17 protein-coding genes are annotated in these 19,141 nt (G+C 75.5%); 5 read left to right on the top strand and 12 right to left on the bottom strand.

Annotation, left to right across the window (positions count from 1 at the left end; all coding sequences use genetic code 11):
• Positions 1 to 226: 226 nt before the first annotated feature.
• Both OOK41_RS29670 and OOK41_RS29665 read right to left on the bottom strand, forming a co-directional pair.
• Positions 227 to 2,719 (bottom strand): transposase, encoded by a 2,493-nt coding sequence (locus OOK41_RS29670; protein WP_266267477.1) that lies wholly within the window; start codon positions 2,717 to 2,719, stop codon positions 227 to 229.
• A gap of 64 nt (positions 2,720 to 2,783) precedes the next feature.
• A complete protein-coding gene (locus OOK41_RS29665) occupies positions 2,784 to 3,794 on the bottom strand; it encodes a DNA primase (protein ID WP_266267476.1) in 1,011 nt (336 codons plus the stop codon).
• Between the two features lie 116 nt (positions 3,795 to 3,910).
• Between OOK41_RS29665 and OOK41_RS29660 the strand changes: the two genes are divergently transcribed.
• Positions 3,911 to 4,246 carry a PadR family transcriptional regulator gene (locus tag OOK41_RS29660; RefSeq protein ID WP_266267475.1) on the top strand — a complete coding sequence of 112 codons (336 nt, stop codon included), beginning with the start codon at positions 3,911 to 3,913 and terminating at the stop codon, positions 4,244 to 4,246.
• Positions 4,247 to 4,377: 131 nt separating this feature from the next.
• Here the strand turns inward: OOK41_RS29660 and OOK41_RS29655 are convergent, their stop codons facing one another.
• The 10 genes from OOK41_RS29655 to deoC all read right to left on the bottom strand — a co-directional run bounded on the left by OOK41_RS29655 (position 4,378) and on the right by deoC (position 15,723).
• Positions 4,378 to 5,049, bottom strand: a complete 672-nt coding sequence (locus OOK41_RS29655; protein ID WP_117671067.1) for a permease prefix domain 1-containing protein — start codon at positions 5,047 to 5,049, stop codon at positions 4,378 to 4,380.
• Positions 5,050 to 5,110: 61 nt separating this feature from the next.
• Entirely contained in the window at positions 5,111 to 6,985 is a 1,875-nt protein-coding gene (cydC, locus tag OOK41_RS29650) for a thiol reductant ABC exporter subunit CydC (protein ID WP_323136245.1), read from the bottom strand.
• Entirely contained in the window at positions 6,982 to 8,658 is a 1,677-nt protein-coding gene (gene cydD, locus OOK41_RS29645) for a thiol reductant ABC exporter subunit CydD (protein ID WP_266267474.1), read from the bottom strand. The genes cydC and cydD overlap by 4 nt, the downstream gene beginning before the upstream one ends.
• Positions 8,655 to 9,662, bottom strand: coding sequence for a cytochrome d ubiquinol oxidase subunit II (locus OOK41_RS29640; RefSeq protein ID WP_266267473.1), 1,008 nt, complete (start codon positions 9,660 to 9,662; stop codon positions 8,655 to 8,657). Before OOK41_RS29640 ends, cydD begins: the two co-directional genes overlap by 4 nt.
• A 12-nt stretch (positions 9,663 to 9,674) precedes the next feature.
• Positions 9,675 to 10,925, bottom strand: a complete 1,251-nt coding sequence (locus OOK41_RS29635; protein ID WP_266267472.1) for a cytochrome ubiquinol oxidase subunit I — start codon at positions 10,923 to 10,925, stop codon at positions 9,675 to 9,677.
• Between the two features lie 113 nt (positions 10,926 to 11,038).
• Entirely contained in the window at positions 11,039 to 11,944 is a 906-nt protein-coding gene (locus OOK41_RS29630) for a M56 family metallopeptidase (protein ID WP_117671076.1), read from the bottom strand.
• A 10-nt stretch (positions 11,945 to 11,954) separates the two neighbouring features.
• Positions 11,955 to 12,401, bottom strand: coding sequence for a BlaI/MecI/CopY family transcriptional regulator (locus OOK41_RS29625; RefSeq protein ID WP_266267471.1), 447 nt, complete (start codon positions 12,399 to 12,401; stop codon positions 11,955 to 11,957).
• Positions 12,402 to 12,510: 109 nt separating this feature from the next.
• Positions 12,511 to 13,335, bottom strand: coding sequence for an aldehyde dehydrogenase family protein (locus OOK41_RS29620; protein WP_117671080.1), 825 nt, complete (start codon positions 13,333 to 13,335; stop codon positions 12,511 to 12,513).
• Positions 13,328 to 14,767: an aldehyde dehydrogenase family protein gene (locus OOK41_RS29615; RefSeq protein WP_266268038.1), complete on the bottom strand. Its 1,440-nt coding sequence runs from the start codon at positions 14,765 to 14,767 to the stop codon at positions 13,328 to 13,330. Before OOK41_RS29615 ends, OOK41_RS29620 begins: the two co-directional genes overlap by 8 nt.
• A complete protein-coding gene (gene deoC, locus OOK41_RS29610; protein ID WP_117671084.1) occupies positions 14,764 to 15,723 on the bottom strand; it encodes a deoxyribose-phosphate aldolase in 960 nt (319 codons plus the stop codon). The genes OOK41_RS29615 and deoC overlap by 4 nt, the downstream gene beginning before the upstream one ends.
• 153 nt (positions 15,724 to 15,876) lie before the next feature.
• Between deoC and upp the strand changes: the two genes are divergently transcribed.
• The 4 genes from upp to OOK41_RS29590 all read left to right on the top strand — a co-directional run bounded on the left by upp (position 15,877) and on the right by OOK41_RS29590 (position 19,109).
• Positions 15,877 to 16,509, top strand: coding sequence for a uracil phosphoribosyltransferase (upp, locus tag OOK41_RS29605; protein WP_266267470.1), 633 nt, complete (start codon positions 15,877 to 15,879; stop codon positions 16,507 to 16,509).
• Between the two features lie 169 nt (positions 16,510 to 16,678).
• Positions 16,679 to 17,218: an RNA polymerase sigma factor gene (locus tag OOK41_RS29600; RefSeq protein ID WP_266267469.1), complete on the top strand. Its 540-nt coding sequence runs from the start codon at positions 16,679 to 16,681 to the stop codon at positions 17,216 to 17,218.
• A gap of 10 nt (positions 17,219 to 17,228) precedes the next feature.
• On the top strand, positions 17,229 to 18,269 hold the full coding sequence (locus OOK41_RS29595) for a hypothetical protein (RefSeq protein ID WP_266267468.1): 1,041 nt from the start codon (positions 17,229 to 17,231) through the stop codon (positions 18,267 to 18,269).
• A gap of 162 nt (positions 18,270 to 18,431) precedes the next feature.
• Positions 18,432 to 19,109, top strand: coding sequence for a GPP34 family phosphoprotein (locus OOK41_RS29590; RefSeq protein WP_266267467.1), 678 nt, complete (start codon positions 18,432 to 18,434; stop codon positions 19,107 to 19,109).
• The last annotated feature ends 32 nt before the right edge of the window (positions 19,110 to 19,141 follow it).

The following is a 19,141-nucleotide window of genomic DNA, read 5'->3' as shown; positions in this document are numbered from 1 at the left end:
TATGCTCCCGGCCGCCGCGACCCGGCGTCAACTAATCCGGGTGTGGGCAGGAACACGCAGGTGGGAGGCGGTTTCCGGGGGATCGACGGCGGTGGGTGCGGACCCGGCCCGGCCGGTGTCGTCCCGGCGTCCCGGTGGACCCGCCACGGGGTGCGGCGGGTCCGGGGCGGCGGCCCACCGGCGTGGCGTCGGCACGCCGGGCCGCCCGGATCGGGCGTGCCCGGTCTCAGGACCGGTATCCGGCGGACCGGTACTCGTACTCCCGGTCGTCGTCGCGGTCCCCGGTGTCCCGGGTGAAGTCCCAGCCGCCGGCCGCCTCCCGGCCCGGACGCCCGCCGACCGCGAAGCCGCCGATCTCCTGCCCGCGGCGCCAGCCCCGGAAGTAGCCGGTGGTGTTCTCGGCCAGGCTGGCCGCGTCGCGGACGATCCGCAGCGGACGCTCCTCGCGGAGCGGGGAACCCGGGACCAGGTTGGCCTGTGGCACCCGCTTCGGCAGCCCGGCCTTCGTCTCGGCGCCCACGGCCGGCCGGGCGGCCTGCTCGGCGGCCTGCCATCCGGTGTCCGCGGTGCTCGACCAGTCAAGTTCGGCCTCGTCGGCGTGGCCCACGAACCAGGCCGACTTGGCGGCGGCGAAGATCAGCAGGTCGCCGTCGCCCTCGTCCGAGATCGGCGGCGTGCGCCGCTCCATCGGCGCGGCACGCGGCGGCTGGACCGGGGCCGGTCGGTGTTCCATGGCGGGCCGCTCGGGGCGGTGTTCCATCGCGGGCCGCTCGGGACGGTGCTCCATCGCGGGCCGGTCGGGACGGTGCTCCATGGCGGGCCGGTCGGGACGGTGCTCCATCGCGGGCCGGTCGGGACGGTGCTCCATCGCGGGCCGGTCCGGGCGGGGCTGTGCGGCGGGCCGGCCCGGGCGGGTGGGCTCCCCGCGGTCGACCAGCCGCAGTGGTGGCGTCTCCAGGTGCGGGTCGCCGGCCGGGGCCGGACCCTCGCGCAGGGCCCGGTCCGCCAGCGGCGGCGGCTCGACCAGCCGCAGCATCGGCGGCTCCTGGGGCAGGTCGTCGGCGAGCCAGGGCGGGGTGACCCGTCCGTCGGTCGGGACCAGCTCCGTCGGCCCGTCGATCTGTCGCGGCTGCCGGTCCTCGAAGGACCGGACGACCGGGTTGTCGGCGGCGCTCTCGGGCGGGTCCTCGGGGTTGTTGACCAGCGGCCAGTTCGCCCGGGAACCCGGGGGAGCGGACTCCTGGCCGGGTCGTGGGGCCGGGACCGGCACGCTCAGGTCGGTGGCGCTGAACCCGCCGGTGGGCGGGGCGGACTCGCCGGTGGTCTTCGGCCGGGGCGGGATCACGGTGCGTTGCCGTTCCGCCCGGGCGTGCTGGATCGCGGCGGTGGTCAGCGTGGGCCGGAACGGCTCGCCGGCCTCGGCCGGCGGCACCGAGCCGCGCTCGCGCTGGGCCGGCGCGAACGGGGTCATCCCCGGCGGCGGGGGCGGCGGCGCGGACACCGGCCGGTTGGTCGGCCCGTCCACCATCCGGCGCGGCTCGCCGGCCGACGGCGGTGCGGAGACGGGCGGGGTGGCCGTGGCGGCCGGGCTCATCGGGCGCGGGGCGATCGGCGGCGGGGCGATCGGCTCCGGCGCGACCGGCGGTGGCCCGAGGGGCCGGGGCGAGGCCGGCATTCCGCTGCCGGGGACCGGCTCGGGGCGGCTGCGGCGGCCGACCGGCTCGGGTTCGGTGGGCCGCAACGCGCGCAGCCCGGTGCCGGTGCCGCCGAGGCCGGACAGTTCGGCGACCGGCTCGCCCCGGCGGGCGGCGGCCCGCCGGCCGGGGACCGGGGTGGTGACCCGGGCGCCGAGTGCGCTGACCAGCGCCTCGCAGCCCGCGTCGCAGGCCCGCACCGAGGCGACCGCCTGACGGACCGTCTCCGCCACGGCCGAGGTGAGCGCCCGGCTGACCGCCGCGCGGCGCGGGGTCTCGGAGATGGCGACCCGCAGGGCGGTCACCGCTTCGTTGATCTCGTCGGCGTCGGCCACCCCGTCGGTCGCGAGGTGGGCGGCGATGGCGTCCGCCGCCACCGACATCTCCCGGCCCGGAGCGATCGTGCCGCCCAGCATGCCGGGCTCGGGCAGGGCGTCGAGCACGGCCAGCGCGACCGGCTCGGCCGGATCCGGGTACGCGCGCAGCGCGGCCGGGTAGAGCTCGCGCAGCACCTCGCGCAGCGCCACCGCGGCGGAGTGCCGGCCGCTGGCGAGCGCGGCGTGGGCCGCGAGGACCTGCTTGTAGCCGGCGAGGTCCCGGGGGGCCGGCAGGGTGACCGCGGACAGCGCCCCGGCCTGGAGGGCCCGGGCCAGCCCGACCGCCCGCCGCTCGGCCGGCGGGGACTGCATCTCCTCCAGCGAGTCGTCGTCGGCGAACCGCTCGGCGAAGTCGTCCACAGAGTCGTCGTCGGCGATGGCCAGTGGCCGCCCGGCGGCGCTGAGCAGCGAGGTGACTGTGTGGTCGTCGCTGTCGGACGCGATCGCGGCGCCGCTCGGCCCGCCCGACCGCTCCACGAGCAGCACGACCAGCTCAGCGTAGCCGGCCGGGTCGTCGCCGATCTCGCAGACATGGAGCAGCCGGCCTGCGTCGTCGACGACAGCGGACGTCAGCGTCGAACCGGCCGAAGCCGGTCGGTCGGCCGGATCCGCTGAGGCCAGACCGCAGTACACGCGCACGAGCGCCACGGCGTCGTCCTCCTCCCGGGACTGAGGTCTTTCTCTGCCAGAGACTGATGCTCCCTGGAACGCGTCAGTCGCGCCAGTCCACGACCGCAGAGATCTTGCCGACAATGGTGCGCCAACCGAGACTTGCCGTCTGCGCCCCGATCTTCTTGAGCCGCCGCCGGCCGAGGAAGCCGCCGATCCCGCCGTTGGCCGTGGCCCGCAGCGCCTCGTCCAGGTCGTCCAGGCTGGAGCCGGGGGAGAGCATGTCCAGCACGGCGGGCAGGCGCAGCCCGTACGCGATGTCCCGGGCCGCCTCGCCGGCCTCGATGAGCAGGGGAGCGTCCCAGGTGTCGTGCCCGCCGCGCAGGTTCTCCACGACCAGGTCGAGCTCGTAGGTGTCCTCGTCGAGGGGCGCGATGTCGGCCGGGGTCAACCGATCGGACAGTTCGTCCCAGCTGTCCAGCTGGGACATGTCGGTGGGCGCTCCGGACTGGACGAAGCTGACCAGCGACTCCGGCGTCTTGAACAGCAGCAGCTTGCCCCGGTGGCTGAGGAAGACCGGGACCTCCTCGTCGCCCGCCTCGTCGGCCTCGTCCTCGTCGGCCTCGTCGTCGCCTTCGCTGTCCTCGGCGGCCTCGGCGGTCTCGTCCCCGTCGGCCTTCGTCGAGGAGTCTCCGGCGCCCCGCCGCCGGGACTTTCCGCCGTTCTCCTCCGCCTCGGCCTCGGCGAACTCCGCGGTGACCTCCTCGTCGAGGATCACGACCTCGTCGTCGTCCTCGTCGGCCTCGATCGCCTGGCGGCGGGCCAGGAACGGGTCGTCGGCGTCGCGGTCGGCGACGTCGGTGGGGGCCAGCTCCCGCGCCGGCCGGTACGCCCGCAGCGTGTAGCCGGTGCCGGCGGGCAGGGCGATCTCCACCGGGTCGATGCGCACCTCGTCCCAGAGCGAGCGGTCAATGTCCCGCGCAGCCGGGCGCTCGACCTCCTCCTCGACCTCTTCGGCGGTGCCGTCGGTCTCGTCGAGCTCGGGCTCGTCGGCGTCGGGCCGTTGGGGCGACTGGCGGGCCACGCTGACCTCCGTGTGCTTCGGGTTGCCCACCCGGCGGCGTCTCCGGCCGCCGAGTGACTCTGGGCACATACCCTAGTGGGCGGCTCGGGGGCCGGTGCCCGCACCCCGCTGGCGGTCCGGCGGGCTGACAAGTAGCGTTGCTACTTATGAAGGCCCAGGCGCTGCACGGACACCTCGACGCGCTGCTGCTCGCGGTGCTGGAGCGGGGCGCGCTGCACGGCTACGCGACCATCGAGGCGCTTCGGGCGCGCAGCGACGGCAGCCTCGACCTGCCGACCGGCACCATCTATCCCGCGCTGCGCCGGCTGGAGCGGGCCGGGCACGTGGCCAGCACCTGGAGCACCGTCAACGGCCGGGAGCGCCGGACCTACGAGCTCACCGACTCCGGGCGTCGGGCGCTCGCCGGTGAGCGGGCGGGCTGGCGGGAGTTCAGCATCACCGTCGGCCGGTTCCTCGACGACAGCCCCGCCACCCCGGCCTGACCACGACGTCAGGCCCCCCGGGTCGGGGTCCCGGAGCCGGCCAGCGAAGGCCGCCCCGGCCGCCCCGCCCGCGTCGGGCGGGCTGCCGCTGCCGGTCGCGCCCGGCGGGGCCGCCCGCCCGTCGGCCTGGGTCAGCGGGCCGCGAGCAGCCAGGCCCGGGCGGCCCGGGCGGTCCAGAGGAACCCGGCGCTCGTCAGCAGCGCGCCCACGATCATCGGCGGCCAGGTGCGGGCCGGCGCCCACAGCCCCACCGACCAGCCGTACAGCGCCGCGCCGCCCAGCACGCCGAGGGCGAGCGTCGCGGTGAGCCCGAAGCCGGTCAGCCGGGCGAGCCGGGGCAGGACCGGGTGGGTCGACCGGGCCGAGGCGGCCACCAGCAGCAACCCGGCCGCCGCCAGCAGCGCGGTGGTGACCCAGATACCGTTCAGCGACGCGGACAGCAGACGGTAGCCGGCCGGCGGGCCGGGCCCGTCGCTCCAGCTGGACCCGCGCCAGGTCAGGTCGCCGGCCACGATCAGGATCCCGGCCACCGCGAGCACCCGCATGGCCAGACCGCGGAGGGAACCGGCCGCCAGCTCCGCCTGGTAGGCCGGGGCGAGCCGGGCGGCGTCGCCGAACTCGGCCACCGCCCGCCGCTCGGCCTGCGCCGCCGACAGCCCTCCGTTCCGGTACGCCTCGACGGCGTCCTGCAACCCGTGCCGGGCCTCGGCCAGCAGGTCGGCCTTGAGCCGTGGCGGACCGTGCAGCCGGTCGGCCAGCTCGCGCAGCCGGTCCTCCACGCGTACGTCGTCCCAGCGGCCCATGGGGGCCGAGCCTGCCACGGCGGCGCCCAGGCGCGCGTCGGGGGATTCCCGGAAACCCGGCTCAGGGGTGCCGGGTAAGGGCCAGGTAGCCGCGTTCCGCCGCCTCCTGGAGCAGCCACTGGTCCCGGTACCAGCCCGGCGCGGCCACCAGCTCGGCGTGCCGGCCGCGCTGCGCCACCCGGCCGGCGTCGAGCACCACGATCTCGTCGAGGCCGGCCAGCCCGCTGAGCCGGTGGCTGATCAGCAGCACCGAGTGTCCCGCCGGGGTGGCGGCCAGCGTCGAGGCGAGCACCGCGTCGGCCGCGGCCGGGTCGAGGCCCTCGGTCGGTTCGTCGAGCACCAGCACCCCGGGTGCCGCGAGCAGTGCCCGGGCCAACGCCAGGCGCTGCCGCTGGCCGCCGGAGAGCTGCCCGCCCTCCTCGCCGACCACGGTGTCCCAGCCGGCGGGCTGGGCGCGCACCCAGTCGAGCAGGCCGGCGGCCCGGGTCGCGGCGGCCAGCGCGTCGGTGTCGGCGGTGGGCCGGCCGAGCAGCAGGTTCTCCCGGACCGTGGTGTGGAAGACGTACGCCTCGGCGAGCAGCCCGCCGACCGCCCGGGGCAGCTCCTGCGCCGGGTACGCCGACAGGTCCACCCCGTCCAGGGTGGCCCGGCCGTCCTCGGGGCGCACCGTGCCGGTGAGGACGGCCGCGAGCGTGCTCTTGCCGGCGCCGCTCGGACCGACCACGGCGACCCGGCGGCCGGCCGGGAGGTCCAGGGTGACCCGGTCCAGCGCCGGCGCGACGCCCGCCCGGTACCGCACGGTCACCTCGTCCAGGCGCACGTCGTGCGGGGCCGCGGCGGTCACCGGGGCGGGGCCGGGCTCGGGGGCGACCTCCGGGGCGGTCAGCAGGGCGGCGACCCGGACCAGGCCGGCCCGGAGCTGGGTGCGCTGCCGGGCGGCCCCGACCAGGGCGAGCGCCACCTCGACGGCGGCCAGGGAGCCGACCGCCAGCACTCCGACCAGCACCCCGCCGACCCCGGCGCGCAGCGCGGCGACCACCACCCCGGCGGCGGTCGCCCCGGCGACCAGCACCCCGGCCGCGTCCACGGCGAAACCGGTCGCGGCGAGCCGCCGTTCCAGCCGGGCCAGCCGCCGGGACCGTCCCGCGGCGGCGTCCAGCGCCTGCCGGGTGGCGCCGAAGGCGGCCAGGTCGGCCGCGCCCTGGGTCACGTCGACCGCGTCCGTGGCGAGCGCGCCGCGCAGCGGGGCCACCTCGTCGGCCGCCCGGCGGGTCAGCGCCGTGGCCGCCAGCGGCAGCGCGACGCCGGCGACGAGCAGGCCCAGCGCCAGCACCCCGGCCGCCGGGAGCGAGACGAGGCCGGCTCCGGCCACGGCCAGCACGCTGACCCCCGCCGCGGCCGACCCGGGCACGATCACCCGCAGCAGCAGGTCCTGGACCGCCTCCACGTCGGAGACCAGCCGGCTCAGCGCGTCGCCGGTGCGTCCCCGGGCGGCGTCGCCCCGGGCCGCCAGCGTGGCGAACACCCGGGCCCGTACATCGGTGATCATCCGCAGCACGGCGTCGTGGCCGGCCAGCCGCTCGGTGTAGCGGAACACCCCCCGGCCGATCGCCAGTGCCCGGACCGCGACGATCGCCACGGTGAGCCGGTCCAGCGGCGGCCGGCCGGCGGCGCTCATCAACAGCCAGGTGGCGGTGGCCATCAGGGCCAGCCCGGCGAACTCGGTGGCGGCGGCGAGCAGCCCCGCCCCGGCCAGCCGCCCCAGGTACGGCCGGGCCAGCCGGAGCACGGCCCGTTCGGCGGCCCGGACGCTCCCGCCGTCCGGCGGGGCCGTGGCGGTCCCCGCACCCGGGCCCGGCGGCGGGGCCGTGGCGGCGCCCGCGCCCGGGCCCGGGTCCGGCGTGGGGGAGGTGGCGTCGGCGGGACCGGTGCTCATCGGGCCGCCTCCGTGACCCTCGCGGGGACCAGCTCGGTGACCCGGCCGTCCTCGACCCGCAGGATCCGGTCGGCGTCCTCCAGCAGCGCCGGCCGGTGGGCCACCAGCAGGGCGGTCCGGCCGGCGACGAGCCGGCGGGTGGCCGCCAGCACCACGGCCTCGCTGGCGGTGTCGAGCCGCGCGGTGGGCTCGTCGAGCAGCACCACCGGGGCGTCCCGGAGGAACGCCCGGGCCAGCGCCACCCGCTGTCGCTGGCCGCTGGACAGGCCGTGGCCGCGCTCGCCGAGCGCGGTGCCGAGCCCGTCGGGCAGGGCGGCGACCACCTCGTCCAGCGCGGCGGCGGTGACCGCGGCGGCGAGCGCGTCGTCGTCGGTGTCGGGCGCGCCGAGCCGGATGTTGTCGGCCAGGGTCGCGGCGAACAGGTGGGCGCGCTGCGGCACCCAGGCGAGCCGGCTCCGCCAGCCGTCCGGGTCGACGCCGGCGAGGTCGACCCCGCCCACGGTGACCCGGCCCCGCGTCGGGGCGACGAAGCCGAGCAGCAGGTTGAGCAGGGTGCTCTTGCCCGCGCCGCTGGGCCCGACGACGGCGATCCGCTCGCCGGGCCGGATGGTCAGCGTGACGTCCCGCAGCGCGACCGTCCGCTCGTACTCGACCGTGACGCCCTCGAACCGGATCTCGCCCCGCCCGTCGGGGGCCGGCGACGGCTCCGGCCGGCCGGCGGCCGGCTCGACCGCGGAGAGGGTGAGCGCCTCGTCCAGCGCGGTCAGCCCCTCCATGCTGGCGTGGAACCGGCTGCCGGCCGCCCGCAGCGGCAGGTACGCCTCCGGGGTGAGCAGCAGCACCAGCAGCGCGGTGGAGAGGGTGAGCCCGCCGCCGAGCAGCCGGATGCCCACCGGCACCGCGACCAGCGCCACCGACAGGGTGGCGACCAGCTCCAGCACCAGGGCGGACAGGAACGCGATCCGTAGCGTCTTCATCGTCGCGGTCCGGTGCCCGTCGGCCATCCGGCGTACCACCTCGACCTGTCCGCGCACCCGGCCGAACGCGCGCAGGGTGGGCAGCCCGGCGACCATGTCGAGGAAGTGCCCGCCGAGCAGCGACAGCCGCCGCCACTGGCGTTCGGTGGCGGCCTGCGCCTGCCAGCCGAGCAGCGCGCCGAAGACCGGGATCAGCGGCAGCGTCAGCGCGATGATCACCGCCGAGCCCCAGTCGGCGAGGACGATCCGGGCCAGCACGGCCACCGGCACGGTGACGCTGAGCACGAGCTGCGGAAGGTACCCGGTGAAGTACGCGTCCAGCGCGTCGAGCCCGCGCCCGGCCAGGGTGGCGAGCTGGCCGGCCCGCTGGCCGGCGACCCAGCCGGGGCCGTGCCGGCCGACGGCCGCGAGCAGGTCCCCCCGGAGCGTGGCCTTGACCGTCGCGGCGGCCCGCGCCGCCACCGTGCCCTGGGCCCAGATGACCACCGATCGCCCGGCCACGGCGGCGAGGAGACCGGCCAACGCCGGCCGGTCCAGCCGCCCGTCGATCGCGGTGGCCAGCAGCGTGGCCAGCGCGGTCGCCTGCGCCACGACCAGTAGCGCCGTCAGTCCGCCGAGCAGCGCGAGCACGGCGAGGTCGCGCCGGGCCGCGGGGACCCGGCGCAGCAGACGCGGGTCGAAGGGACGGCGGTTCACCAGTACACCGGTGCCCTGCCGTCGGTCCGTCCCCGGAACACCCACCAGCACATCGCCTGAAAGCCTAGTAGGGCTGGCAGGAGCGGCACCGTCAGCCAGCCCAGCAGCGCCAGGGTCGGCCCGCTGGCCGCCGCGTCGGCGACGCTCAGCGACGCCGCCGGATCGACCGTGGAGACCAGCACGTGGGGCCAGAGCGCCGCTCCGACCAGCGCCACCGGCAGCGCCAGCGCCGCCGAGGTGGCGGCGAAGGCCACCCCGGGCCGCCGCCGGGCGAGCGCCGCCCGGGCCACCAGCAGCGCCGCGAACAGCACGAACGGCAGCAGTACGGCGAACAGCGGGCGCTGCGCCGCGGCGCGTACCCGATCGGAGAGGCCGCCGGCGACGGTGGCCAGGGCGACCGCGGCGAGCGCCACCGCGACCAGCCGGCGGGCGGTCCGCGCCAGCGGCGCGGCGTCGGCGGCCGGGAGCCGGAGCGTGAGGAAGGTCGCACCGTGCACGGTGACCAGGGCCACCATCGCGATGCCGGCGGCGGCCACGAACGGGGTGACCACGTGCCCGAGCCCCGCCACGTGCCCGGCGGCGGTCAGCGGCACGCCCTGGAGCAGGCCGGCGAGCAGCCCGCCCCAGCCGAGCGCGGCGAGCAGGCTGCCGGCGACCACCACCCGGTCCCAGGCGGCCCGGGCCCGACCGTCGGCCGGGCGGCTGCGCAACTGCACGCCGACGGCCACCGCGACCACCCCGGCCAGCGCGGCGGCGACGACCGGGTAGAACCCGGAGAGCAGTTCCCCCTCCAGGGTGGGGAAGGCCCCGAACAGGATGCCGGCCGCGGCCACCAGCCAGACCTCGTTGCCGAGGAAGAACGGGCCGACGGCGGTGAGCGCCGCCCGGCGGCGGTCCGGGCCGCCGCCCCGGGCGAGCAGCAGCCCGACGCCGTAGTCGTAGCCGCCGAGCACCAGGTAGACGGCGAAGAAGAGGCCGAGCAGGGCGTACCAGGCGAGTTCCACGGGGCGGCTCCCTCAGGCGAGGACGGACATGGGGCGGGCCGGCTCGGGGGCCGGGGCGGGCGGGCGGCCGAGCGCCGGGTCGGCGGCGCCCCTGGCGGCGTGCCGGGCGAACAGCATCCCGTTGGCGACGGCGAGCGCGCCGAGCAGCAGGGTGAAGCCGATCAGCGAGGCGAGCATCACGCCCGGCCCGACGGGGGAGACCGCCTGCCCGGTGGGCAACAGGCCGTACGCGACCCAGGGCTGGCGGCCCACCTCGCGGGCGATCCAGCCGAGCAGCACCGCCGCGAAGGGCAGCGGCAGCGCCAGCAGGGTGATCCAGAGCGGGACGCGGAGCCGGATGATCCAGTCCCGCCAGAGCAGCGGGAGCAGCAGCCAGACGCAGCCGAGCAGCATGCCGATCATGATCATGAAGCCGAGCCCGACGTCGGCCAGCACGGGTGGGGCGTAGTCGCCGGGCCCGAACCGGGCCGTCCACTCGGCGACCAGGGCGCTCTGGTCCGCGCCGCCGCCGAACTTGGTCGGCTGCACCTGCCCGACCGGACCGAACTGGGCGAAGCCGAAGCCCACCACCAGGCTGACCGCGAGCGCCGCGGTGACCAGCCCGATCCGCAGCGAGGTGCGGAACAGCGTGAAGTCGGCGGTGTGCCGGATCAGGTGCCAGGCGCTCACCGCGGCCATCAGCATCCCGCCGGTGAGCAGGGCGGCGGCCACCACGTGCCCGAACGCCATCCCGAGGGTGGGGTTGGTGAGCAGGGCGCCGAAGTCGGTCAGGTGGGCCACCCCGTCGCGCACCTCGTAACCGACGGGGTGCTGGAGCCAGGAGTTCGCCACCATGACCCAGAACGCCGAGGCGTACGCGGTCAGCGTCACGCCCCACAGCAGCGCGAGGTGGACGCCCCGGCGAAGCCGGTGCCACCCGAAGATCCACATTCCGAGGAACGTGGACTCCAGGAAGAACGCCACCAGGGTCTCGATCGCCAGCGGCGCGCCGAACACGTTGCCGACGTAGCGCGACAGGCCGCTCCAGTTCAGCCCGAACTGGAACTCCATCACGATTCCGGTGGCGATGCCGAGCGCATAGTTGATCACGTAGAGCTGGCCCCAGAACCGGGTCAGTCGCTCGTACGCCGGGTTGCCGGTCAGCACCCAGGCGGTCTGAAGCCCGACCAGCAGGGTGACCAGCCCGAGCGTGACGGCAACGAAGAGGAAGTGCAGGGAGGTGGTCGTGGCGAACTGCAGACGGGCGAGGAGCAGGGGGTCCATGGCCGCTCTCCGGAGGTAGGCTCGCTTTTGGTAGAGAGCCTACACGTAGACTGACTACCTATAGGCGGGCGTGCGGTGGCGGCCAGGATCGGGAGTCGTCAGGCCCGTGGCTGTCAGCTCAGGAAGAGCGAGATCGGCAGCGCGACCAGGGTGACCGCCACCGCCAGCGCGGTGGCCCCGATCAGCCGGGGCGGCCGGTCGGCGACCAGCAGCCGCTGGACCCGGACGTCCAGGTCCCCCTCGCCCAGGCCGAGCGCGCCGGCCGGGGTGACCCGGTGGCCGGCCGCCGCGAACCGCCGCAGCGCGCCCGCGAGTGGCGCCTCGGCGTGCAGCTCCCGGGCCTTGTCGTCGGCACGCATCTCGACCAGCAGCGAGACCCGCTCGTGCGCGTGGCGTACCCAACGGAACCAGGGCAGCGCCCGGCGCAGCGCCGTGAACGGCAGCAGCACCAGGTCGTGCCGCTCCTGCGCGTGCGCCCGCTCGTGGGTGAGCACCGCCTCCAGCTCGGCCCGGTCGAGCATGCTGAGCGCCCCGGCGCTGACCACCACCCGGGGACGCACACCCGGCAGGCAGTACGCCGCCGCGCTCGGATGGTCCAGCACCAACGCCCCCGGCACCTCGGGGTCCCGGCGGGCGACCAGGGTCAGCAGGTCCCGGTGCCGGCGCTGGGCCCGGACGGCCGCGTGCAGGCTGCGTACCGTCGTGGTGAGCAGCACCGCCCCGATGCCGAAGCCGACGCCGACCAGCCCGAGGTGGATCGCGCCCGTCCCGGCGGGGAGGGTGCCGTGGGCCAGGTCGGTGCCGAGGGCGAGCAGCGCGCCGCCCGTCGGCCGGTCGTACGCGGCCAGCCCGAGCGCCATGGGCAGGCCCATCGCGGAGAGGCCGAGCGCGAGCCCGACCGCCTGCCAGCAGACGATCGCCACCCGGGGGCTGCGCCACGTCCAGGTGGAGGCCGCCAGGACCTGGGCGGTCAGGTAGCAGGCCAGGACCGTCGCGGCGAAGTGCGCGGCGTACGCCATGCCGGCGGCCCTACCGGTCCGTCGCCTCGTCGGCCAGGGCGGGCTGCCCGGCCCGGTCCGTACGCGGATCCTCGACCCGGTCGGTCAGCGCCCCGGCCGCCTCGGAGCCCAGGGCGGCGCGCAGCACGTCGGCCTCGGTCCCGGTGACCGAGTGGGCGAAGCGCACCAGCGCGGCGTCCCGGCTGCCACCGAGGTCCAGCGCGTCGAGCATGAGCTGGGCGATGTGCGCCTCGCGGCTGGCCGCGGCCCGGTACCGCCAGGCCCGCCCCTCCCGCTGCCGCCGCACCATGCCCTTGCCGGCGAGCCGGTCCAGCACGGTCATCACCGTCGTGTAGGCCAGCTCGCGCCCTTCGAGCGCGTCGGCGACCTCGCGCACGGTCACCCCGTCCGACGTGCCCGGGACGGTGTCCCACAGCACGTCCATCACCGCACGTTCAAGATCCCCAAGCCGCGTCACCCGTCAATCCTACCTCCCGTAGTAGAACCTCCTCGCCCCCAGCCCACCCCGCCCCCCGCGCCCGCCCCGGGCCCCGAGGGGGCGCCGGCCAGCGGTGGGTGGGTGGGGTTCAGACGCCCTTGGGGTGCCAGACCGTCTTCGTCTCCAGCAGCGCGGTCATCCGGGTGATGCCGGGGTCGGCGGACCAGTCGTGGCCGGCCGGGGCCGGCCGGAGGACCCGCTTCAGGTTCTCCGCGGCCCGGACCTCCAGGTCCGCCGCCAGCTCGGCGTCGGCCACGCCGGTCAGGTCGATCGCGTTGACGTCCATGTGCGCGGCCAGCGTCGGCACCGTCTCCGCCAGCCGACCGGTCAGGACGTTGACCACCCCGCCGGGCAGGTCGGAGGTGGCCAGCACCTCGGCCAGGGTCACCGCCGCCAGCGGCTGCGCCGGGGAGGCCGCCACCACCACCGTGTTGCCGGTGACGATCGCCGGGGCGATCACGCTGACCAGGCCGAGCAGCGCCGGCTGCTCGGGGGCCACCACCGCCACCACGCCGGTCGGCTCGGGCGCGGACAGGTTGAAGTACGGGCCGGCGACCGGGTTCGCGCCGCCGTACACCTGGGGGAGCTTGTCGGACCAGCCGGCGTACCAGACCCAGCGGTCGACGGCCGCGTCGACCTCGTCGGCCGGCACGCCGAGCCCGACGAACTGCTCGCGGCGGCCCTCCAGCATCTCGGCGACCCGGTAGAGGATCTGCCCCCGGTTGTACGCGGTCGCCCCGGCCCAGCCCTTCACCGCCGCACGGGCGGCGACCACCGCGTCCCGCGCGTCCTTGCGGGAGGCCAACGACACGTTCGCGGATTGCACGAGATACGACCGTCCCGACTCGCTGCGCGGGAACTTCCCGCCGATGAAGAGCTTGTACGTCTTGCGTACCGCGACCCGCTCAGACATTGAGGTAGCCCTCCAGCCCGTGCCGGCCGCCCTCGCGACCGTAGCCCGACTCCTTGTACCCGCCGAACGGCGAGGTGGGGTCGAACTTGTTGAACGTGTTGGCCCACACCACCCCGGCGCGCAGCCGGTCGGCCATCCACAGGATCCGGGAGCCCTTGTCGGTCCAGATCCCGGCCGACAGCCCGTACGGCGTGTTGTTGGCCTTCTCTACGGCCTCGGCCGGGGTGCGGAAGGTCAGCACGGACAGCACCGGGCCGAAGATCTCCTCCCGGGCGATCCGGTGCGCCTGGGTGACCCCGGTGAAGATCGTCGGCGCGAACCAGAAGCCGCGCTCGGGCAGCTCGCACGGCGGCGACCAGCGTTCGGCCCCCTCGGCCGAGCCGGCGTCGGACAGCTCGCGGATGCGGGCGAGCTGGGCGGCCGAGTTGATCGCCCCGATGTCGGTGTTCTTGTCCAGCGGGTCGCCGACCCGCAGCCGGGCCATCCGCCGCTTCAGCGACTCCAGCACCTGCTCGGCGACGGACTCCTGGACCAGCAGCCGGGAGCCGGCGCAGCAGACGTGCCCCTGGTTGAAGAAGATGCCGTTGATGATCCCCTCGACCGCCTGGTCGACCGGGGCGTCGTCGAAGACGATGTTCGCGGCCTTGCCGCCCAGCTCCAGGGTGAGCTTCTTGCGGGTGCCGGCGACCGACCGGGCGATGGCCCGGCCGACCTCGGTGGAGCCGGTGAAGGCAACCTTGTCCACGCCCGGGTGCTCGACCAGCGCCCGGCCGGTGTCGCCCGCGCCGGTGACGATGTTGACCACGCCGGCCGGCAGGTCGGCCTGCTGGCAGATCTCGGCGAACAGCAGCGCGGTCAGCGGGGTGGTCTCGGCGGGCTTGAGTACCACCGTGTTGCCGGCGGCCAACGCCGGGGCGATCTTCCAGGCCAGCATGAGCAACGGGAAGTTCCAGGGGATGACCTGCGCGGCCACGCCCAGCGGCTGCGGGTCGGGCCCGAAGCCGGCGTGCGGCAGCTTGTCGGCCCAGCCGGCGTAGTAGAAGAAGTGCGCGGCGACCAGCGGCAGGTCGACGTCCCGGGACTCCTTGATCGGCTTGCCGTTGTCCAGCGACTCCAGCACGGCCAGCTCGCGGGAGCGCTCCTGGATGATCCGGGCGATCCGGAACAGGTACTTGGCCCGGTCCCGGCCCGGCATCGGGCCCCACACCTTCTCGTACGCCTTGCGGGCGGCGTGGACCGCGCGGTCCACGTCCTGGCTCCCGGCCTCGGCGACCTCGGCGAGGACCTCCTCGGAGGCGGGGTTGACCGACTTGAAGCTGCCACCGTCGGTCGGGTCGACGAACTTTCCGTCGACGAAGAGCCCGTACGAGGGCTTGAGGTCCACCACCGAGCGGGACTCGGGGGCGGGCGCGTATTCGAAGTTCACGCTCAGTCCAGGGTGAAGTAGTCGGGACCGGAGTAGACGCCGGTCGTCAGTTTGGTGCGCTGCATGAGCAGGTCGTTGAGCAGGCTGGACGCGCCGAACCGGAACCAGTCCGGGTCGAGCCAGTCCGCGCCGACGGTCTCGTTGACCATCACCAGGTACTTGATCGCGTCCTTCGTGGTCTTGATCCCGCCGGCCGGCTTCACGCCGACCTGCCGCCCGGTGGCGGCGCGGAAGTCGCGGACCGCCTCCAGCATCACCAGGGTCACCGGCAGGGTGGCGGCGACCGGGACCTTGCCGGTGGAGGTCTTGATGAAGTCGCCGCCGGCCAGCATGGCCAGCCAGGAGGCCCGCCGCACGTTGTCGTACGTGGCCAGCTCGCCGGTCTCCAGGATCACCTTGAGGTGGGCGTCCCCGCAGGCGGACTTGGTGGCCACGATCTCGTCGTAGACCTCGGAGTACCGCCCGGCCAGGAACGCGCCCCGGTTGATCACCATGTCGATCTCGTCCGCGCCGGCCGCCACGGCGGCCCGGGTGTCGGCGAGCTTGACCTCCAGCGGCGCCTGCCCGGACGGGAACGCCGTCGCCACGCTGGCCAGGTGCACGCCGCTGCCGGCCAGCACCTCGGCCACGTGCGGGACCATCGCCGGGTAGACGCAGACCGCGCCGACGTGCGGGCAGGACGGGTCGGCCGGATCGGGACGCAGCGCCTTGGCCGCGAGCGCCCGGACCTTGCCGGGGGTGTCCGCCCCCTCCAGGGTGGTCAGGTCGACCATCCGGATGGCCAGGTCGATCGCCTGCGCCTTGGCCGTGGTCTTGATGGAGCGGGTGCCGAGCTGTGCCGCCCGTTGCTCCGCGCCCACCTGGTCCACGCCGGGCAGGCCGTGCAGGAAGGTCCGCAGAGCGGTCTCGGATCGCCCCAGCTCGGAAAGGTCCGACCGGGCCGACGTCGCTGTCGCCGTCATGCCGGGAAGTCTACGCATCAATTCATGTTGTGATCCTCGTCATGGCATCGTCACGGGCGCCACCGGGTCACCGGGAGGCCCCGGCGTGAGCGGTGTCGCTGCCGCGCCCGCACCGGCACTGCGGGCCCGGACAGTTCGGTAGGTTGAGCGATCGTGGACGTACACGTCATTGACCACCCGCTCGCCCAGTCGCGGCTGACCGCCATGCGGGACGCGCGCACCGACTCCTCCTCGTTCCGGGCCGCGCTGCACGAGCTCACCACCATGCTCGTGTACGAGGCCGCACGCTCCTTTCCCATCGAGAAGTACCCGGTGCAGACCCCGGTGACGGGCACCGAGGGCACCCGGCTGGCCAACCCGCCGCTGCTGGTACCGGTGCTGCGGGCCGGCCTCGGCATGGCCGACGCGGCGCTCGGCCTGCTGCCCGAGTCGTCGATGGGCTTCGTCGGGCTGGCCCGCGACGAGGAGACGTACGAGCCGCGGGCGTACATGGAGTCGCTGCCCCGCGACCTGGCCGGCCTGCCGGTGCTCGTCCTGGACCCGATGCTGGCCACCGGCGGCTCCCTCGAACACTGCTGCCGGCTGCTCGCCGACCGGGGCTGCACCGACATCACCGTGCTCTGCGTGCTGGCCGCGCCGGTCGGCATCGAGCGGTTGGAACGCTCCGGCCTGCCGCTGCGGCTCGTCACCGCCTCCATCGACGAGTGTCTCAACGACAAGATGTTCATCGTCCCGGGCCTCGGCGACGCCGGTGACCGCCAGTTCGGCGGCATGCCCCGCTTCTGAGGTCGGCACCATTCCGCCCGCCCCGCGCCCGCCGGGGCGGGCGGAGCGGGCGGCCTTCCCCCCGCTCGTGATTCCTGATTCTCCCCTCGCGGCTCCCCGGTAACGATCCACCCCGTCCGGGACACATACCTGGTGTCCCTGTCAGGAATCCGGTCGGGAGATCGATTTGATGAGACCCGCAAGTGAGCGGGACGAGGGCTGGTTCACCAACCTCTACGCCACGCACTACCCGGACATCGTCAGGTACGGCCTGCGTCGGCTGCCCGACGGCGACGCGGCCGCCGAACTCGCCCAGGACGTGTTCGTCGTCCTCTGGCGGCGGCGGAGCGAGGTGCCCGAACGCGCACTCCCGTGGCTCTACGGCGTCGCGCGTCACGTCGTGGCGAATCGGTGGCGGAACCTGCGCGGCAGCCCGAGTCTGCTCCCGCTCGCGGAGGCCGACCAGGTGCCGACGCGACTCGCCGAGCCCGAGGCCACGACGCCGGTGCTCGACCTCCATCGGGCGCTGCGCGTCCTGCCCGAAGCCGACCAGGAAATCCTCCGGCTGGTCGGCTGGGAGGACCTGAGCGTCGCCGACGCCGCAGTCGTCCTGAGCTGCACCCGGTCCGCCGCCGCGGTGCGGCTCTACCGGGCCCGACGTCGCCTGCGGTCCGCCCTGGCCGCCCCCACCCCCGCCCGCGCCGCCCGGCCGGCATCCGCCAACGTCTGAGAGGAGCATCATGCACACGCAGCAGCAGGTCCGGGACGCCCTGGGACCGGCCGACCCGGCGCGGGACGTCGTCGTGGCACCGCCGGCGCTCTCCGCGCACGACGTGATCCTCCGCGCGGAGGAGGCGGCCGCGCCGGCGCCGGCGCGGAGGCTTGCGAGCCGGCGCACGGTTCTGTTCGGCGCGGCCGCCGCGGTGACCGTGCTCGGGTCCGCCGGGGTAGTGCGGGCGCTGCGGGACGGGACGGTGCCCGCCCTGCCGACGTCGCCGCAGCCGGTCGACGGGGTCGTGCTCCAACCGGTGGCCTACGAAGTCACCGCCGCCGAACCGGCCGGGCCGCACCTGCGGGCACTCGCCGCGCACCTCGTGGACGCCCAGCACGACAGAGCGGGTGGCCGCTACACCTACCACCACACCAAGCACTGGGGTGGAATGAGCGAGTTCTCGCCCGAGGGCCACATGATGAGCTACGTGTACGAACGTCGCGACTGGGCGGCGCGTGACGGCCGCCAGTGGGGGGAGATGGACGTCCTGGGCGTCGAGTTCCCCGACGCGGCGTCCCGGGAGTACTACTCCAGGCGGAAGTCGACCCGCACGGCGACGCCCAGCCCCAGCGGGTCGTCGGCGCCCAGCGGGGTCCGCGAGTACCCACGCCAGAAGCCCGGAAAGGTGCCCACCGATCGGGCGGCGCTCGCACGCAGGCTCCGGATCGAGCAGCCGGCGGGCTACGTGGCCATAGCGGTCCACGAAATCTTCGTCACACACCTGGTACCCCGGCGGACCCGGGCCGACATCCTCACCATCCTGGCGGACAAGCCCGGCTTCGGGTGGCGCGGGCGGGTCGTCGACCGGGCCGGCCGCCCTGGCCTGGCGGTCACCGCCGACCTCACCCCACCAGCGGGCGAGGACCCGGAGCGGTCGCAGATGTTGCTGGTCTTCGACCCGTCGACCGGTGAACTGCTCGCCTACGAGTACCTGGAGCTGGCCCCCCGACACCGCGTCCTGCACTACCTGCTGCTGCTCCAGACCGGTCGTACCGACACGCTCGGCTGACTGTGAGGCTGGTCTGGTCCACCACGACCGTCGTGGGCGGGCGCGGCACACGCTCCGCCCGCCCCGGCGACGGTGGGGGAGAGGAAGGCGTACGGGGCGGCGGCACGCCATCGACGTCGAGGTGGTGCGCGGGAGTGCGCGCAGGCGCTACCGTCTCGGGCCATGACTGGTGTTGCGCTTGCCGAAGAGTTGCTGCTCCTCGCCTACGACGACGAATCCGGCAAGGCGACGATGCCGCGGATCAGCCTCGACCTGGGGATGGCCGCCGCGGTGCTGATCGAACTGGCCCTGGCCGGCCGGATCGCGTACGCCGACGGGAACCTGACCGTCACCGACCCCACCGGAACGGGCGAGTCGACGCTCGACGGGGTGCTGGCCCGGATGGCCGCCGACACCCCGCACACCCCCTCCTCCTGGGTGCAGCGGCTGCGCCACGGCCTGCGCGACCGGATCCTCGGTGACCTGGTCGGCCGGGGCGTGGTGCGGGACGTCGACGAGACCGAGCTGGGCTTCATCCACGTGCACCGCTACCCGACGACGGACGCCTCGGTGGAGCAGGACATCCGGCGCCGGCTCGCCGAGGCGCTGGCCGGCGGGCACCTTCCCGACGAGCGGACCGCCGCGCTGGCCACCCTGGTCGCGGTGCTCCGGATGGAGCCGGCGCTCGGCCTGACCGGCGACGCCGCCCGGGACGCCCGGGTGCGGCTGGAGGAGATCGCCGGCGGGGCCGGCTTCTCCGGCACCGCTGGCCTGGACGACTCAGTCGTCCGCCCCTCGGTAGCCCTGGTCGTCACCGCCCTGGGCACCGCAGTAGACGCCGCCCTAGGCAAACGCCCCTAACCCTCCTCCCGCCCCCGGTGTGCACGCGGTGA

The sequence above is a fragment of the Micromonospora sp. NBC_01655 genome (assembly GCF_026339755.1).
Lineage (GTDB): Bacteria > Actinomycetota > Actinomycetes > Mycobacteriales > Micromonosporaceae > Micromonospora.
Note: the sequence above shows the minus strand (reverse complement) of the source record. Positions and strands in the feature narration are given on the sequence as shown.

Bases quoted from the DNA above. Each gene is read 5' to 3' on its own strand.
- OOK41_RS29660 (WP_266267475.1), top strand. From the start codon at position 3,911: ATGAAGGCCCAGGCGCTGCACGGACACCTCGACGCGCTGCTGCTCGCG.
- OOK41_RS29655 (WP_117671067.1), bottom strand. From the start codon at position 5,049: ATGGGCCGCTGGGACGACGTACGCGTGGAGGACCGGCTGCGCGAGCTG.
- cydC (WP_323136245.1), bottom strand. From the start codon at position 6,985: ATGAGCACCGGTCCCGCCGACGCCACCTCCCCCACGCCGGACCCGGGC.
- OOK41_RS29635 (WP_266267472.1), bottom strand. From the start codon at position 10,925: ATGGACCCCCTGCTCCTCGCCCGTCTGCAGTTCGCCACGACCACCTCC.
- OOK41_RS29630 (WP_117671076.1), bottom strand. From the start codon at position 11,944: ATGGCGTACGCCGCGCACTTCGCCGCGACGGTCCTGGCCTGCTACCTG.
- OOK41_RS29620 (WP_117671080.1), bottom strand. From the start codon at position 13,335: ATGTCTGAGCGGGTCGCGGTACGCAAGACGTACAAGCTCTTCATCGGC.
- deoC (WP_117671084.1), bottom strand. From the start codon at position 15,723: ATGACGGCGACAGCGACGTCGGCCCGGTCGGACCTTTCCGAGCTGGGG.
- OOK41_RS29600 (WP_266267469.1), top strand. From the start codon at position 16,679: ATGAGACCCGCAAGTGAGCGGGACGAGGGCTGGTTCACCAACCTCTAC.
- OOK41_RS29595 (WP_266267468.1), top strand. From the start codon at position 17,229: ATGCACACGCAGCAGCAGGTCCGGGACGCCCTGGGACCGGCCGACCCG.
- OOK41_RS29590 (WP_266267467.1), top strand. From the start codon at position 18,432: ATGACTGGTGTTGCGCTTGCCGAAGAGTTGCTGCTCCTCGCCTACGAC.